General features: G+C 72.0%; 11 protein-coding genes. 7 read left to right on the forward strand and 4 right to left on the reverse strand.

Going from position 1 to position 15,645, the window contains the following annotated elements:
* Window positions 1–13 precede the first annotated feature (13 nt).
* Entirely contained in the window at window positions 14–1,006 is a 993-nt protein-coding gene (locus ACIPWA_RS10190; RefSeq protein WP_400289916.1) for an alpha/beta fold hydrolase, read from the forward strand.
* 61 nt (window positions 1,007–1,067) lie between these two features.
* On the opposite strand, the gene pflA is transcribed toward ACIPWA_RS10190, so the two are convergent.
* Both pflA and pflB read right to left on the reverse strand, forming a co-directional pair.
* On the reverse strand, window positions 1,068–2,078 hold the full coding sequence (pflA, locus tag ACIPWA_RS10195; RefSeq protein WP_082618414.1) for a pyruvate formate-lyase-activating protein: 1,011 nt from the start codon (window positions 2,076–2,078) through the stop codon (window positions 1,068–1,070).
* 20 nt (window positions 2,079–2,098) lie between these two features.
* Window positions 2,099–4,381: a formate C-acetyltransferase gene (pflB, locus tag ACIPWA_RS10200; protein WP_068706831.1), complete on the reverse strand. Its 2,283-nt coding sequence runs from the start codon at window positions 4,379–4,381 to the stop codon at window positions 2,099–2,101.
* Between the two features lie 545 nt (window positions 4,382–4,926).
* Between pflB and ACIPWA_RS10205 the strand changes: the two genes are divergently transcribed.
* Window positions 4,927–6,060 carry a carboxylate-amine ligase gene (locus ACIPWA_RS10205; RefSeq protein WP_400290728.1) on the forward strand — a complete coding sequence of 378 codons (1,134 nt, stop codon included), beginning with the start codon at window positions 4,927–4,929 and terminating at the stop codon, window positions 6,058–6,060.
* Window positions 6,061–6,186: 126 nt separating this feature from the next.
* Here the strand turns inward: ACIPWA_RS10205 and dxs are convergent, their stop codons facing one another.
* On the reverse strand, window positions 6,187–8,094 hold the full coding sequence (gene dxs, locus ACIPWA_RS10210) for a 1-deoxy-D-xylulose-5-phosphate synthase (protein ID WP_400289919.1): 1,908 nt from the start codon (window positions 8,092–8,094) through the stop codon (window positions 6,187–6,189).
* 152 nt (window positions 8,095–8,246) lie between these two features.
* Between dxs and guaB1 the strand changes: the two genes are divergently transcribed.
* From guaB1 to ACIPWA_RS10235, 5 genes are all read left to right on the forward strand, one after another.
* Window positions 8,247–9,695, forward strand: coding sequence for a GMP reductase (gene guaB1 / locus ACIPWA_RS10215; RefSeq protein WP_400289921.1), 1,449 nt, complete (start codon window positions 8,247–8,249; stop codon window positions 9,693–9,695).
* The gene (locus ACIPWA_RS10220; protein ID WP_400290729.1) at window positions 9,689–10,429 is read left to right on the forward strand and encodes an NUDIX hydrolase; all 741 of its coding nucleotides are present in this window, start codon (window positions 9,689–9,691) and stop codon (window positions 10,427–10,429) included. The genes guaB1 and ACIPWA_RS10220 overlap by 7 nt, the downstream gene beginning before the upstream one ends.
* Entirely contained in the window at window positions 10,429–11,337 is a 909-nt protein-coding gene (locus ACIPWA_RS10225; protein WP_400289924.1) for an aminoglycoside phosphotransferase family protein, read from the forward strand. The genes ACIPWA_RS10220 and ACIPWA_RS10225 overlap by 1 nt, the downstream gene beginning before the upstream one ends.
* 63 nt (window positions 11,338–11,400) lie before the next feature.
* Window positions 11,401–12,099: a DUF4241 domain-containing protein gene (locus ACIPWA_RS10230; protein ID WP_400289927.1), complete on the forward strand. Its 699-nt coding sequence runs from the start codon at window positions 11,401–11,403 to the stop codon at window positions 12,097–12,099.
* A 50-nt stretch (window positions 12,100–12,149) separates the two neighbouring features.
* The gene (locus ACIPWA_RS10235; RefSeq protein ID WP_400289931.1) at window positions 12,150–12,596 is read left to right on the forward strand and encodes a DUF1801 domain-containing protein; all 447 of its coding nucleotides are present in this window, start codon (window positions 12,150–12,152) and stop codon (window positions 12,594–12,596) included.
* Window positions 12,597–12,732: 136 nt separating this feature from the next.
* Here ACIPWA_RS10235 and acnA read toward each other — a convergent pair whose 3' ends face one another.
* Window positions 12,733–15,489 (reverse strand): aconitate hydratase AcnA, encoded by a 2,757-nt coding sequence (acnA, locus tag ACIPWA_RS10240; RefSeq protein WP_400289934.1) that lies wholly within the window; start codon window positions 15,487–15,489, stop codon window positions 12,733–12,735.
* Window positions 15,490–15,645: the final 156 nt, after the last annotated feature.

Here is a 15,645-nt window from a genome sequence, read left to right on the forward strand (position 1 = left end):
GAAGGACCTCGCCATGCCGCTCGAACCGAGCACACCCACCTCCACGTCCCGCGAGGCCACCGCAACCCTCCACGACGGCAGCACCCTCACGGTCGAGGTCACCGGCACCGGCCCGGCGGTCCTGCTCCCGGTCAACCCCGTCCCGGCCACGGGGCCCTCGGCGGACGAGCTCCGGACGTGGGGCGTCGACCCTGCGCTCGGGCGGACGCTGATCGACGCCCTGTCCCCCACGTTCCGCGTGGTCGCCGCCGACTACGAGGGCCACCGCATGTCCCACCCGGCGGCGGGCACGCTGACCCCGGAGAACGTCACGGCCGACCTGCTCGCGATCGCCGACGCCGCGGGCGCCGAGACCTTCGCGTACTACGGCTACTCGTGGCTCGCCCTGAGCGGCCTCCAGCTCGCGCTGCGCACGGATCGCCTGACCGCTCTGGCCATGGGCGGCTTCCCGCCGCTCGAGGGCCCGTACGCGGGCATGCTCGCCGTCACGCGCGCGACGCACGGCATGACGTCAGCGTCCCCCGCGGCGACGCCTACCGCGCCCACGGACGGCCCGACGGCGCCGCTCGAGACGAGCGACGCCGTCGGGCAGGAGGAGCGCGCGCAGTCGACGGACGCCTCCCCCGGCGCCGGGGGCGACGCGGCGGCGGACCCCGAGGACTTCGACTGGGAGAGCTTCGACATGACGCTCGGCGAGGAGCAGACGCGCCAGTTCGTGACGCTCTACGAGGCCCTCGACACCTTCGACGACCGAGGCGCGCTGGACCGCGTGACGTGCCCGCGCCTCGTGTTCGCGGGGACGGCCGACGAGATCGAGTACGGCGAGAGGTGGGGCGGGGTGCACGTGAGCATCGGTGGCGCGCTCGCAGCGCACGCCGCCGAGCTGCGCGCTGCGGGCTGGGACGTGGAGCTGCTCGACGGGCTCGACCACACCCGTGCCATGCAGCCGGACGCCGTGCTGCCCGTGCTGGGACCGTGGCTGACCTCGGCGCTCACCAGGGCATGAGAAGCGGCCCCGGATCACAGGATCCAGGGCCGCAGCCCACGTCGGGGGGTCGGGCGCCAGGTCAGTAGACCGTGAGGCCCTTCGCCCGGAACTGGTCGCGCACGCGGTCGACCAGCTCGACGTCCGGGGCAGGGGTGTCGGTGAGCTCGTACTCGCGCCCGAGCGTCTCCCACTTGTCCCGGCCCATCTGGTGGAAGGGCAGGACCTCGACGCGCGTGACCGTGCCGGGCCGGATCTCGTTGAGCGAGGCCGCGTAGTCCGCGACGACGTCGACGTGCTCGGCCTGGTCGGTCAGGCCCGGGACCAGCACGTAGCGGATCCAGACCTCGACCGGGTGCTCGGCCGTGACCCCGCCGGGCAGGCCCGACTCGGCGAGCCGTCGCCCGAACGTCAGGGTGGGCTCGAGCGCACGGCCCGTGACCTTCTCGTAGGTCGCGGGGTCGCCCGACTTGACGTCCAGGAGCACCAGGTCGGTGTTCGCGAGCATCTCGTCGCTCAGGTTCGCCCCGAGGAAGCCCGAGGTGTCGAGCGTGGTGTGCACGCCCATCTCCTTGGCGCCCGCCAGGATGCGCGCGGCGAACGCGGGCTGCATGAGCACCTCGCCGCCCGAGAGCGTCAGACCGCCCTTGGTGGCACGGAAGACCGGCAGGTACCGCTTGACGCGCGCCAGCAGCTCGTCGGCCGTGACCGGCTCGCCGTCCTTCATCTGCAGCGTGTCGGGGTTGTGGCAGTACAGGCACCGCAGCGGGCACCCGTTGAGGAAGACCGTCAGGCGCGTGCCCGGCCCGTCCACCGCGGTCACGAGCTCCCACGAGTGGACCGAGCCCAGCTCGCCCGAGCGCATCATCGCGAGCTTGTCGTGCCGGTCGAGGTCCTCGGCCGTCGAGAGGCCGGAGACCCCGGCCCCCGTCCGGCGGCGGGGGGCCTCCGGTGCGTCCAGGTCACTGTCGTGGCCCAGGGCGTCACCGGAGGTCCGCCACGGCAGCGGAGCCGAGGCGACCCCGTCGACCCCGTAGCGGGCGGCGGCACGCGCGGGCACCTGGCCGGCTGCGGGCGTCGAGAGAGTCGTCATGATGTTCCGCCGATCTGCGCTCAGAGAGCGCCGTGGAAGGTCCGCGAGAGGACGTCGAGCTGCTGCTCGCGGGTGAGCCGCACGAAGTTCACGGCGTACCCGGAGACACGGATCGTGAGCTGAGGGTAGTTCTCGGGGTGCTCCATGGCGTCCTCGAGAGTCTCCTTCACCAGCACGTTGACGTTCATGTGGTAGCCGTCGCCACCGACCGACGCGTCGAGCAGACCCGCGAGGTTCGCGACCTGCTCCTCCCGGGTGCGGCCCAGGCCGCTCGGGACGACCGTGTTGGTCAGCGAGATGCCGTCCTGCGCCTCGTTGTACGGCAGCTTCGCGACGGACAGGGCCGAGGCGAGCATGCCGTGCGTGTCGCGGCCGTTCATCGGGTTGGCGCCCGGGGAGAACGGCTCGCCCGCACGACGACCGTCGGGCGTGTTGCCCGTGGCCTTGCCGTACACGACGTTCGACGTGATGGTCAGGACCGACTGCGTCGGCAGCGCGTCGCGGTACATCTTGTGCGAGCGGATCTTCGCCATGAACGACTCGACGAGCTCGACCGCGATCGCGTCGACACGGTCGTCGTCGTTGCCGTACGCCGGGTACTCGCCTTCGGTCTCGTAGTCCACGACGATGCCTCGCTCGTCGAACACGGGCGTGACCTTGGCGTACTTGATGGCCGACAGGGAGTCCGCCGCGACCGCGAGACCTGCGATGCCGCAGGCCATGGTCCGCAGGACCTCCTTGTCGTGGAGCGCCATCTCGAGCCGCTCGTACGCGTACTTGTCGTGCGACCAGTGGATGCAGTTGAGCGCCTCGACGTAGGTCTCGGCCAGCCAGTCCATGGTCTTGTCGAAGCGGGCGCGGACGTCGTCGTAGTCGAGGGGCTGACCCTCGGGCACGGGAGCCACGACCGGCGAGACCTGCTTGCCCGTGACCTCGTCCTTGCCACCGTTGATGGCGTAGAGGAGGGTCTTGGCCAGGTTCACGCGGGCACCGAAGAACTGCATCTGCTTGCCGACCGCCATGGGCGAGACGCAGCACGCGATCGCGGCGTCGTCACCCCAGGCCGGACGGATCTGCTCGTCCGACTCGTACTGGACGGCCGAGGTGTCGATCGAGACCTTGGCGCAGAAGTCCTTGAACCCCTGCGGCAGGCGCGGGCTCCAGAACACGGTCATGTTGGGCTCGGGAGCCGGGCCCAGGTTGTACAGCGTCTGCAGGAAGCGGAACGAGTTCTTGGTGACGAGCGGCCGACCGTCGTCGCCCATGCCACCGATGGTCTCGGTGACCCACGTCGGGTCGCCCGAGAACAGGGAGTCGTACTCGGGGGTGCGCAGGAAGCGCACGATCCGCAGCTTGATGACGAAGTCGTCGATGATCTCCTGCGCCTGCTCCTCGGTGATGACCCCGTTCGCCAGGTCGCGCTCGAGGTACACGTCGAGGAAGGTCGAGGTGCGGCCCAGCGACATCGCGGCGCCGTTCTGCTCCTTGACCGCGGCGAGGTAGCCGAAGTAGAGCCACTGCACGGCCTCGCGGGCGTTGGTGGCCGGACCCGAGATGTCGTAGCCGTACGAGGCGGCCATGGCCTTGAGCTCGCCGAGCGCACGGATCTGCTCCGCGTGCTCCTCGCGCTCGCGCACGACCTTCTCGCTGAACGGCTGGGTGTCGAGGTCCAGCTTGTCGAGCTTCTTGGCGGCGACGAGCTGGTCGACGCCGTAGAGCGCGACGCGGCGGTAGTCACCGATGATGCGGCCACGGCCGTAGGCGTCGGGCAGACCCGTGATGATGTGCGAGCTGCGTGCGGCGCGGACGTTGGGCGGGTAGACGTCGAAGACACCCTGGTTGTGGGTCTTGCGGTACTCGCTGAAGACCTTCTTGAGCTCCTGGTCGACCGGGTAGCCGTAGGTCTCCAGGGCGCCCTCGACCATGCGCCATCCGCCGTTCGGCATGATCGCGCGCTTGAGCGGGGCGTCGGTCTGGAGGCCGACGATGACCTCGGCGTCCTTGTCGATGTACCCGGGCGCGTGGGCCGTGATGCCCGCGGGCGTGTGGGGGTCGACGTCGTAGATGCCCTTCTCGCGCTCGGCGGGGAACATCTCGGAGAGCTTGGCCCAGATGCCTGTGGTGCGCTCCGTGGGTCCGGCGAGGAAGGAGTCGTCACCCTCGTACGGGGTGTAGTTGCGCTGGATGAAGTCGCGCACGTCGACCGTGTCCTGCCAGGGACCCGCGGTGAAGCCGGCCCAAGCGGGGACGGTCGCGTCGTCCTGGCCGCCAGTGGTGCTGCGAGCCTCGGAAATGCTGGTCATATCACTCTCCTCGACGTCCACGCCGCGCAGCCTGCGCGGCGGGGGTAAAGACCTTGGTCGACGCGGGAAATCCGTGCCGTCCTGCCGTTCTCCTTCGCCCTTTCAGGCTACGACCCCGAGAGGGTCCGGGGGTGGTCAAGACGCTGTCACCTGGCTCACAGGGTGAACCGTCGGACACCGGGCCACGCCCCGCAGAACGGCGAGATTGCAACCTTTCTGGCTACTGGAACACCTCCGCAGGGCCGAGCATTCCCGCTTGTGACAGTCTTCACATGACCCTTCCTTGGGCGTTCGACGAGTGACTACTCGGGACCAAAGTCCCTTGCGGAATGCGTCCGGGTTGCTTTTTTCTCCCGCCTTGCCGGGAGCATCCACGATACGCAGCGAACAACGGCCCGGCATTTCCGCACCGACCATTCTCGGCGTCGGCGCCCGCAACCTCCCCCGCCCCGAACCGCCGCCCTCTCGCCCGGGGCGCGCGCCGCCGTCGGGCCCCCTGCGTGCGAGCGGCCCCCGCCACGTGTGAGACTTCCTCGATGCGAACCATGGGAGTGGAGGAGGAGTTCCTCCTCGTCGGACCGGACGGCGTCCCGAGCGCCGTCGCGGCCGAGGTCATCGAAGCAGCCGGCACGAGCCGGCCCACCGAGGCCGGGCTCGGGGCGTCGGGCGGCTCGCGCCCGGACCAGGCCGGCGACGCCCCCGGGGGCGACCTCGAGCTCGAGCTCATGGAGGAGCAGCTCGAGACCGGCACGCACCCCTGCGCGGACCTGTCCGAGCTGGCCCAGGAGATCCGCGACGGGCGCATCCGGGCCAACAAGGCGGCCGAGCAGCGCGACGCGCGCATCGTCGCGCTCGGCACCTCACCCGTGCCCGTGTCCCCGACGACCGTCGGGAAGCTCCGCTACCTCGAGGCGCGCGCCGCGTTCGGCCTCACGGCCCGCGAGCAGCTCACGGGCGGCTGCCACGTCCACGTCGCGGTCTCCTCGGACACCGAGGGCGTCGCGGTCCTCGACCGGATCGGGCCCTGGCTCGCCCCGCTCCTCGCGCTGAGCGCCAACTCGCCCTACTGGCAGGGCGAGGACAGCGGGTACGCGAGCTTCCGCTCCCAGGTGTGGTCGAGGTGGCCGACGGCGGGCCCCGCCCCGTCGTTCGGCACGCCCGAGGCGTACCGCGCCACGGTCGACGCGCTGGTCGGCACCGGGACCATCCTCGACACCGCGATGATCTACTTCGACGCCCGGCTCTCGGCGTCCTACCCGACCGTCGAGATCCGCGTCGCGGACGTGTGCCTCGACGCCGACACCGCGACCCTGCTCGCGGCCCTGGCCCGCGGGCTGGTGGAGACCGCCGCGCGCGAGGCCGCGGCGGGCGCGGCCGCGCCCATGCTCCATCCCGAGCTCCTGCGCACGGCGTCGTGGCGTGCGGGCCGGTCGGGGATCTCCGGCGACCTGGTCTCGCCGCTCACCTGGAAGCCTGCGACCGCGCACGACGTCGTGGGGCAGCTCGTCGCGCACGTGCGCGAGGCGCTCGTCGACGCGGGCGACCTCGACGCCGTGACCGAGCTCCTCGGGCGGCTGTGGTCGACCGGCGGCGGCGCGGCGCGGCAGCGCGCCTGGTTCGCCGCGTCGGGCGACCCGCGCACGGTGGTCGAGCGGGCCGCCGAGGCGACGCTCGCCTGAGTCCCTGCGCTGCCGGGCTCGGCCCGGCTCGGCCCGGCTCCGCCCGGGGTCGAGCCGAGCCAGGACGCAGGACGGGGCACGGACCGCGCGGTCCGTGCCCCGTCCTGCGTCCGGCGGGCCGCCGGGTCAGAGCAGCGCGAGCGCCGTGAGCGCGTCCCGCGTGACGTCCTGCGCCGTCAGGCGGTGCGTCGTCTTCACCTGGTCGATCGTCATGTGGTCCAGGAAGACCGTGGGCAGGCCCAGCGGGACCACGGGGACCGTGATCCCGGCCTCGACCGCGCGCTGGCCCAGGAGCGAGCCCACGCCGCCGTCGGCGATGCCGTCCTCGATCGTGACCACCAGGTCGTGCTCGCCCGCGAGCTTGACGAGCGCCGACGGCAGCGGCAGGACCCAGGTCGGGGACGCGACCGTGACCTCGACGCCGTGGGCCGCGAGCGCCTCGCCCGCGGCCATGGCGGTACCGGTCATGGAGCCGACGCCCACGAGCAGGACCTTGCGAGTCGCCCCGGCCGCAGCCTTGGTCTTCTTGGCCCGCACCGCGTCGTGGCGGGCGACCACGTCCACGCCGTCGAGCGTCTCGATCGCGGGGATCGGCGCGACGACCGCGCCCTTGGGGTAGCGCACGACCGAGGGCGCGTCGTCGATGTCGACCGCGTGCCGCAGGGCCTCGCGCAGCGTGGCCTCGTCGCGCGGGGCCGCCAGGTGCAGGCCCGGGACGATGCGCAGCATGGCCATGTCCCACATGCCGTTGTGGCTCGCGCCGTCCTCGCCCGTGATCCCCGCACGGTCGAGCACGAACGTCACGCCCGCCTTGTGCAGCGCCACGTCCATGAGGACCTGGTCGAACGCACGGTTGAGGAACGTCGCGTAGACCGCGACGACCGGGTGCAGGCCCGCGAAGGCCATGCCCGCGGCCGACGTCGCGGCGTGCTGCTCAGCGATGCCCACGTCGAACGTGCGCTCGGGGAACGCCTCGGCGAAGGGTGCGAGGCCCACGGGGTGCAGCATGGCTGCGGTGATCGCGACGACGTCGGTACGGCGTCGGCCGATCTTCACGATCTCGTCGGCGAACACCGAGGTCCAGCCGAAGCGCGAGGGCGCGACGGGCAGCCCGGTCTCCGGGTGGATCTGGCCCACCGCGTGGAAGCGGTCGGCGACGTCCTGCTCGGCCGGGGTGTACCCGCGACCCTTCTCGGTGATGACGTGCACGATCACGGGCGCCCCGTACGAGCGGGCCCGCACGAACGCGTGCTCGAGCGCCTCGATGTCGTGGCCGTCGACCGGGCCCACGTACTTGATGCCCAGGTCCTCGAACATGCCCTGGGGCGCGACGACGTCCTTGAGGCCCTTCTTGAGCCCGTGCAGCCACTCGTACGCGAACCGGCCGGGGGCGCCCGAGCGTGAGAGCGTGCGCTTGCCCCAGTCGAGGAAGTTCTCGTAGCCGCGCGTGGTGCGCAGCGTCGACAGGTGGTGCGCCATGCCGCCGATGGTCGGCGAGTAGGAGCGGCCGTTGTCGTTGACGACGATCACCAGGCGCCGGTCCTGGCTCTCGGCGATGTTGTTGAGCGCCTCCCAGGCCATGCCGCCCGTGAGCGCGCCGTCGCCGATGACCGAGACGACGTGCCGGTCGCGCAGGCCGCGCACGACGTTGGCCTTGGCGATCCCGTCGCCCCAGCTCAGCGCGGTCGACGCGTGCGAGTTCTCGACGATGTCGTGCGGGGACTCGGCGCGGCTCGGGTACCCGGACATGCCGTCGCGCTTGCGCAGCGCGGAGAAGTCCTGGCGGCCCGTGAGCAGCTTGTGCACGTAGGCCTGGTGGCCCGTGTCGAACACGAACGAGTCCTTGGGCGAGTCGAAGACGCGGTGCATCGCGAGCGTCAGCTCGACCACGCCGAGGTTCGGCCCGAGGTGCCCGCCCGTGCGGGACACGGCGGAGACGAGGAACTCGCGGATCTCCGCTGCGAGGGTCTCCACCTGCTGGGGGGTCAGCCGCCGGAGGTCCTCCGGTGACGTGATGCTGCTCAACAGGGTCATAACCGCTCCGTTCCGCCTGCCATTCGACTAGCCCGACAACTCTAGGCGCTCCGGGCGGGTGCTCGCGCCCGGAAGGGCCGGATCACGACCTCTCCACGCGCTGGGCACCCGATCCGCGCTCGCTCTCTCGACAGCCTCCGTAGACTGCTGGGGTGCGCTTCCTGCCGGGCCAGCAGCCCACCACCGACCTGACCTACGGCGACGTGTTCCTCGTCCCGTCCCGCTCCGAGATCACCTCGCGCTTCGACGTCGACCTCGCGTCCGACGACGGCACGGGCACCACCATCCCGCTCGTCGTGGCCAACATGACGGCGGTCGCGGGCCGCCGCATGGCCGAGACCGTCGCACGGCGCGGCGGGATCGTCGTGATCCCGCAGGACGTGCCCACCGACGTCGTCGCGGACGTGGTCGCCGACGTCAAGGGCAAGGACCCGGTCATCGAGACCCCGGTCGTGGTCTCCCCCACCGACACCGTGCACACCGCGCTGACCCTGATCGGCAAGCGGTCGCACGGCGCGGCCGTGGTCCTCGACGGCGACCGCCCCGTGGGGGTCGTGACCGAGGCGGACTGCCTGGGCGTCGACCGCTTCACGCAGGTCCAGCAGGTCATGTCGGCCCAGCCGCAGGTGGTCGAGGCGTCGGTCGTGTCGGGTCCGGGCGGTCTGCAGGCCGCGTTCGACGAGCTGCACCGCTCGCGGCGCAAGGTCGCCCCGGTCGTGCGCGACGGGCGCCTCGTGGGCGTCCTGACGCGTCGCGGCGCGCTGCGCTCGAGCGTCTACTCCCCCGCCCTGGACACCCAGGGGCGCCTGCGCATCGCGGCGGCCGTGGGCATCAACGGCGACGTCAAGGCCAAGGCCGCAGAGCTCCTCGCCGCGGGCGTGGACGTGCTCGTGGTCGACACGGCCCACGGTCACCAGGTCAAGATGCTCCAGGCCCTGGAGGCCGTGCGGTCCCTGGACCCGCAGGTCCCGATCGTCGCGGGCAACGTCGTGACCGCCGAGGGCGTGCGCGACCTCGTCGCCGCGGGCGCGGACATCGTCAAGGTCGGCGTGGGGCCGGGCGCCATGTGCACCACGCGCATGATGACGGCCGTGGGCCGTCCTCAGTTCTCTGCTGTCCTCGAGTGCGCGGCCGCGGCCCGCGAGCTGGGCAAGCACGTCTGGGCCGACGGCGGCGTGCGCCACCCGCGCGACGTCGCCCTCGCCCTCGCGGCGGGCGCGTCCCAGGTCATGATCGGCTCGTGGTTCGCCGGGACGCACGAGTCCCCGGGCGACCTGCACGACGACGGCACGGGTCGCCTCTACAAGGAGTCGTTCGGCATGGCCTCGGCCCGCGCGGTCGCGGCCCGTGGCGCGGGCGGGTCCCCGTTCGAGCAGGCGCGCAAGGGCCTGTACGAGGAGGGCATCTCGTCCTCCCGCATGTACCTCGACCCGGTCCGCCCGGGCGTCGAGGACCTGATCGACGAGATCACCGCGGGCCTGCGCAGCTCGTGCACGTACGCGGGGGCGGCCTCGCTCACCGAGTTCGCCGAGCGGGCCGTGGTGGGCATCCAGTCCGCGGCCGGGTACGAGGAGGGGCGCCCGCTGCCCGCGGGCTGGTGACCGTCCCGCCGACCGCGGGCTCGGCGCGCGCCGGGCTCGTGGCCCTCGCCCAGGACGGCTCGCCGTGGCCCCGCCCGTGGCGCTACGCGATCGGCACGCTCGACGAGTCGCGCGTGCGGCAGGCCGCGGTCCTGGTCCTGTTCGGGGTGCTCGACGACGTCCTGGCCGCTCGTGGCACGTCCGGGCAGGACGCGACGGACGACGCTCCCGCCTCGCCCGTGCCCGCCGACCTCGACGTGCTGCTGCTCGCCCGCGCCTCGACGCTCAGCCACCACCCGGGCCAGGTCTCGTTCCCCGGGGGACGGCTCGACGACTCGGACACGGACCTGGTCGACGCGGCCCTGCGCGAGGCCGTCGAGGAGACGGGGCTGAACCGCGACGGCGTCGAGGTCCTGGGCGCGCTCTCCCCGCTCCCCCTGCCCGTGAGCAACCACCTCGTGACCCCCGTGATCGGGTGGTGGGCTCGGCCCACACCGGTCGCGGTCGTCGACTCGGCCGAGTCTGCGCACGTCTTCCGGGTGCCCGTCGCGGACCTGACGGACCCCGCGAACCGGCGCACCGCCGTCGTGCGCCGGGGACGCAGCACGCACAAGAGCCCCGCCTTCCTGGTGTCCGCGGACGGGCGCGAGCACCTCGTGTGGGGGTTCACGGGCGCGATCCTCGATGCGCTCCTGGACCGGCTGGGCTGGGCCGAGCCGTGGGACGCGGCGCGCACGGTCGAGGTGCCGGTCTAGTGGCGTTGCGGCCCGCCGCGGAGGTCGACGTCACGGCCGACCTCGTGCGCGCCCTGCTCACCGCACAGCACCCCGACCTGGCCGGCCTGCCCCTGGAGGTCGTCGCGAACGGCTGGGACAACGTGGTGCTGCGCCTGGGCGACGAGGTCGCGGTGCGGGTCCCGCGCCGCGACCTCGCGGCCGCGCTCGTGCGCCACGAGCAGGAGTGGCTCCCGGTGCTCGCACCGCACCTCCCGGTACCGGTCCCCGCTCCCGTGCGGGTCGGGCGTCCCTCCGACGGGTCTGCGGGCCCCTCCTTCCCCTGGTCGTGGAGCGTCGTCCCGTGGTTCGACGGGCTGAGCGCCCTCGCGGTCGACCCCGCGCTGCGCCGCGCGTTCGCCCCCGACCTCGCCGCGTTCCTCGTGGCCCTGCACGTCCCCGCGCCGCCCCAGGCGCCCGCGAACCCGTTCCGGGGCGTCCCGCTGGCCGCGCGTGACGAGTCGGTCCGGGAGCGCCTCACGTCGGGCCAGGTGCCCGACGACGGAGCGCTCCTCGACCTGTGGTCACGCCTCGTCGAGGTCCCCGCGTGGGACGGGCCGGCGCTGTGGCTGCACGGCGACCTGCACCCGGCGAACCTGGTGCTCACCCCCGGTGACCACCGCCTGGGGGCGGTGGTCGACTTCGGGGACATGACCAGCGGGGACCCCGCCACGGACCTCGCGACCGCCTGGATCACGTTCGACGCCGTGGGACGCCACGCGTTCCGCGAGGCTGTCACGGCCCGTCGCGGGACCGACGACGCGACGTGGGCCCGGGCGCGGGGCTGGGCGCTCGTCCTCGGCACCGCGTTCGCGGCCCACTCGGACGACGACCCGGCGTTCGCCGACCTGGGCGCGCACACGCTCGCGCAGGTGCTCGGCGACGACTGAGCCGCTCGAGGAGTCCGCGACCTCGTCGCTGCTCTGTGAGTGGCGGCTCCTAGGGTGGGCCGCATGACACGCACCGACTCGTTCTTCGCCCTGTCCTCCGGTCGCCCCCAGGGTACGCCGTACGCCCAGACGGTCCACGACCTGGGGCACCTGGTCCTGCCCAGCGGTCGTCTCGAGGCGAGCGACCCGTTCGTGTCGCTGGGCGAGTCGCTCGTCGTCACCGTCCCCGCAGGCACCTACCCGGTGCGGGTCACGGTGGCCGACGTCTCGGACGCGCAGGACGGCAGCCACCTGCGCGAGGCCTACCTGAGCCTCGTCCTGGCCGAGGGCGAGGTCTCGCGCGTCGAGGGCATGGTGCCCGAGGGCGCCTCGGGCGCTGCCGATGCCGACGCGAACGACCGTGAGGACGACGAGCGGCTCCACGGCGTCGGGGTCGACGCGGGCACCGTCGCGTTCGCGGACGCTCGGGCCGTCAAGACCTCGATGCCCGAGGGCGACTGGTACGAGGACCTGTTCGACGACGGCACGGAGTCGAGCTGGTTCGCGCGCATGGACGATCCCGCGCACCTGCGGGCGGGGTGCGCGAACATCGTCCTGCCGCTCGCCACGGCCGGGGAGAACCTCGTGCTCGCGCACTCGGGCTGGGGAGACGGGTGGTACCCGGTCCTCGGCTCGTACGCGGCCGACGGCACGCTCCTGGGGGTCCACATCGACCTCCTCGTCGCGGGCGAGCAGGAGCAGGACGACGAGGACGCCGCCTGACCGCGCCCGTCCCGGGCACGCGGCCCCCCCGCCGCGCGATACTGGCTCGCATGGCTACCGAAGCGAAGACCCGCCCGCACGACGGCGACGTGGACGCGTTCCTCGCGACCGTGACCCACACGGTCCGGCGGCGCGACGCGGACACGCTCGTCGCGCTCATGGAGCGCGTCACGGGCGAACCGCCCATGATGTGGGGTCCGTCGATCATCGGGTTCGGCCACTACCACTACGAGTACGCGAGCGGGCGCCAGGGCGACGCGGGGGCGGCCGGCTTCTCCCCGCGCAAGGCCGCGTCCACGGTCTACCTGCCCGACGGGACGGGGGCCCACGAGGACCTGCTCGCGCGCCTCGGGCCGCACACCACCGGACTCGTGTGCGTGTACCTCAAGGACCTGCAGGCCAACGACCTCGACGTCCTGGAGGAGATCGTGCGCCGCTCCTACGCGGCCGTCACGGCGGGCACGTTCACCCAGCGGGCACGCGACTCCTCGTCCTGACCGGAGAACGACGACGGGGCGCCCCACCCGAAGGTGGGACGCCCCGTCGTCGTACGTCCTGGGCGGGGTGCGCGGCGCCGTCGGGCATCCGGGAGATCCCGGGCCCGACGACGCCGCCCACCGCGGCCGACGCTCGTCAGTCGTTGACGAGCGAGCGCAGCACGTACTGCAGGATGCCGCCGTTGCGGTAGTAGTCGGCCTCTCCGGGGGTGTCGATGCGGACGACCGCGTCGAACTCGACCGAGGTGCCGTCGGCCTTGGTCGCGGTGACCTTGACCGTCGAGGGCGTCGTGCCCTCGTTGAGCGCCGTGACACCCGAGACGTCGAACGTCTCGGTGCCGTCCAGGCCCAGGGACCCTGCGGACTCCCCGGCCGGGAACTGCAGCGGCAGGACGCCCATGCCGATCAGGTTCGAGCGGTGGATGCGCTCGAAGCTCTCGGTGATGACGGCCTTGACGCCCAGGAGCGCGGTGCCCTTGGCGGCCCAGTCACGCGACGAGCCGGAGCCGTACTCCTTGCCGCCGAGGATCACGAGCGGCGTGCCGGCCGCGGCGTAGTCCTGCGCGGCGTCGTAGATGGTGTCCTGAGCGTTCTTCACGAAGTTGAACGTGAAGCCGCCCTCGACGTTGTCGAGGAGCTGGTTGCGCAGACGGATGTTCGCGAACGTGCCACGGATCATGACCTCGTGGTTCCCGCGGCGCGAGCCGTAGGAGTTGAAGTCGCGACGCTCGACGCCGTGCTCGGCCAGGTACACACCGGCCGGCGAGTCCGCCTTGATGGACCCGGCAGGGCTGATGTGGTCGGTCGTGACCGAGTCGCCCAGCTTCGCCAGCACGCGAGCACCCGAGATGTCGGTGACCGGCGACGGCTGCGCCGACATGCCCTCGAAGTACGGGGGCTTGCGGACGTAGGTGGACTGCTCGTCCCACTCGAACGTGTTGCCCTCGGGGGTCGACAGCGCGCGCCAGCGCTCGTCACCCGTGAAGACGTCCGCGTAGTCCTTGGTGAACATCGCGCGGTCGATCGAGGAGTCGATCGTCGCCTGGACCTCTTCCGGCGTGGGCCAGATGTCGCGCAGGAAGATCGGCGAGCCGTCCTCGTTGCGTCCCAGCGGGTCGTGCTCGAAGTCGAACTCCATGGTGCCCGCGAGGGCGTACGCGATGACCAGCGGCGGGGAGGCCAGGTAGTTCATCTTGACGTCGGGGTTGATGCGACCCTCGAAGTTACGGTTGCCCGAGAGCACCGAGACGACCGACAGGTCGTGCTCGTTGACGGCCTCGGAGACCTTCTCGTCGAGCGGGCCCGAGTTACCGATGCAGGTCGCGCAGCCGTAGCCCACGAGGTGGAAGCCGAGCTTCTCGAGGTAGGGCCACAGGCCCGCCTTCTCGTAGTAGTTCGTGACGACCTGCGAGCCCGGTGCCATGGAGGTCTTGACCCACGGCTTGGCCTCCAGGCCCTTCTCGACGGCCTTCTTCGCGAGCAGCGCCGCAGCGAGCATCACGGACGGGTTCGACGTGTTGGTGCACGACGTGATCGAGGCGATCGCGACCGCGCCGTGGAACAGGTCGAACTGCTTGCCGTTGGTGTCCGTGACCGGGACGGTCCGGCGGCCGTTGGCGTGGATCGCGGGCGAGTCGGAGGCCGGGAAGGACTCCTTCTCGGCCTCGTCGACCATGTCGACGACCTCGGGGGCGTAGGTCGGCAGGTCGCGGGCGAACGCGGACTTGGCGTTCGACAGCTCGATGCGGTCCTGGGGACGCTTGGGGCCGGCGATCGAGGGGACGACCGTCGAGAGGTCGAGCTCGAGGTACTCGGAGAAGACCGGCTCGACGTAGCTCGGGTCGGTCGGGTCGAGCCAGAGGCCCTGCTCCTTGGCGTACGCCTCGACGAGCGCGAGCTGCTCCTCGGAGCGGCCGGTCAGGCGCAGGTAGTCGACCGTGACCGAGTCGATCGGGAAGATCGCGGCGGTCGAGCCGAACTCGGGGCTCATGTTGCCGATCGTGGCACGGTTGGCCAGCGGCACGGCCGCGACGCCCGCCCCGTAGAACTCGACGAACTTGCCGACCACGCCGTGCTGGCGCAGCATCTGCGTGATCGTGAGGACGACGTCGGTCGCGGTGACGCCCGAGGGGATCTGGCCGCTGAGCTTGAAGCCGACGACGCGCGGGATGAGCATCGAGACGGGCTGGCCGAGCATCGCTGCCTCGGCCTCGATGCCGCCCACGCCCCAGCCGAGCACGCCCAGGCCGTTGACCATGGTCGTGTGGGAGTCGGTGCCGACGCACGTGTCCGGGTATGCACGGAGCACACCGCCGACCTCGCGCGTCATGACGGTGCGTGCCAGGTACTCGATGTTGACCTGGTGGACGATCCCGGTGCCCGGGGGGACGACCTTGAAGTCGTCGAACGCCGTCTGGCCCCAGCGCAGGAACTGGTAGCGCTCGTGGTTGCGCTGGTACTCGAACTCGACGTTGCGCTCGAACGCGTCGCGGCGACCCGCGACGTCGATCTGCACCGAGTGGTCGATGACCATCTCGGCGGGAGCCAGCGGGTTGATGCGCGACGGGTCGCCACCGAGGTCCGCGACGGCCTCACGCATGGTCGCGAGGTCCACGACGCAGGGCACGCCCGTGAAGTCCTGCATGATGACGCGACCCGGCGTGAACTGGATCTCGGTGTCGGGCTGCGCGTCCGGGTCCCAGGCGGCGATCGCCCGCACGTGGTCCGCGGTGATGTTCGCGCCGTCCTCGGTGCGCAGGAGGTTCTCGGCGAGGATCTTCAAGCTGTACGGGAGGCGCTCGGCGCCTTCTACCGCGGAGAGGCGGAAGACCTCGTACGAGTTCTCACCGACCTCCAGTGTTCCCTTCGACCCGAACGTGTCGACGCTGCTCACGGTTGCTCCTTCTACCTGGCGAGGGTGGGTGACGACCACCTCGCCTGGGGCACCGCGCGGGCTCTGTGGCCCACGTCGCACGCCCGACGTGGCAGGTCGTCGGATGACGATCAAGATGGTTCTGGGGGCTTTGCCCAGCGTACGCCGGGCCGGGCG

It is taken from the genome of Oerskovia enterophila, from assembly GCF_044748475.1.
Lineage (GTDB): Bacteria > Actinomycetota > Actinomycetes > Actinomycetales > Cellulomonadaceae > Oerskovia > Oerskovia enterophila.

What these genes read in the sequence shown, in the direction of transcription:
- ACIPWA_RS10190 (WP_400289916.1), top strand. Translation starts at nt 14, where the DNA reads ATGCCGCTCGAACCGAGCACACCCACCTCCACGTCCCGCGAGGCCACC.
- pflA (WP_082618414.1), bottom strand. Translation starts at nt 2,078, where the DNA reads ATGACGACTCTCTCGACGCCCGCAGCCGGCCAGGTGCCCGCGCGTGCC.
- pflB (WP_068706831.1), bottom strand. Translation starts at nt 4,381, where the DNA reads ATGACCAGCATTTCCGAGGCTCGCAGCACCACTGGCGGCCAGGACGAC.
- ACIPWA_RS10205 (WP_400290728.1), top strand. Translation starts at nt 4,927, where the DNA reads ATGGGAGTGGAGGAGGAGTTCCTCCTCGTCGGACCGGACGGCGTCCCG.
- dxs (WP_400289919.1), bottom strand. Translation starts at nt 8,094, where the DNA reads ATGACCCTGTTGAGCAGCATCACGTCACCGGAGGACCTCCGGCGGCTG.
- ACIPWA_RS10230 (WP_400289927.1), top strand. Translation starts at nt 11,401, where the DNA reads ATGACACGCACCGACTCGTTCTTCGCCCTGTCCTCCGGTCGCCCCCAG.
- ACIPWA_RS10235 (WP_400289931.1), top strand. Translation starts at nt 12,150, where the DNA reads ATGGCTACCGAAGCGAAGACCCGCCCGCACGACGGCGACGTGGACGCG.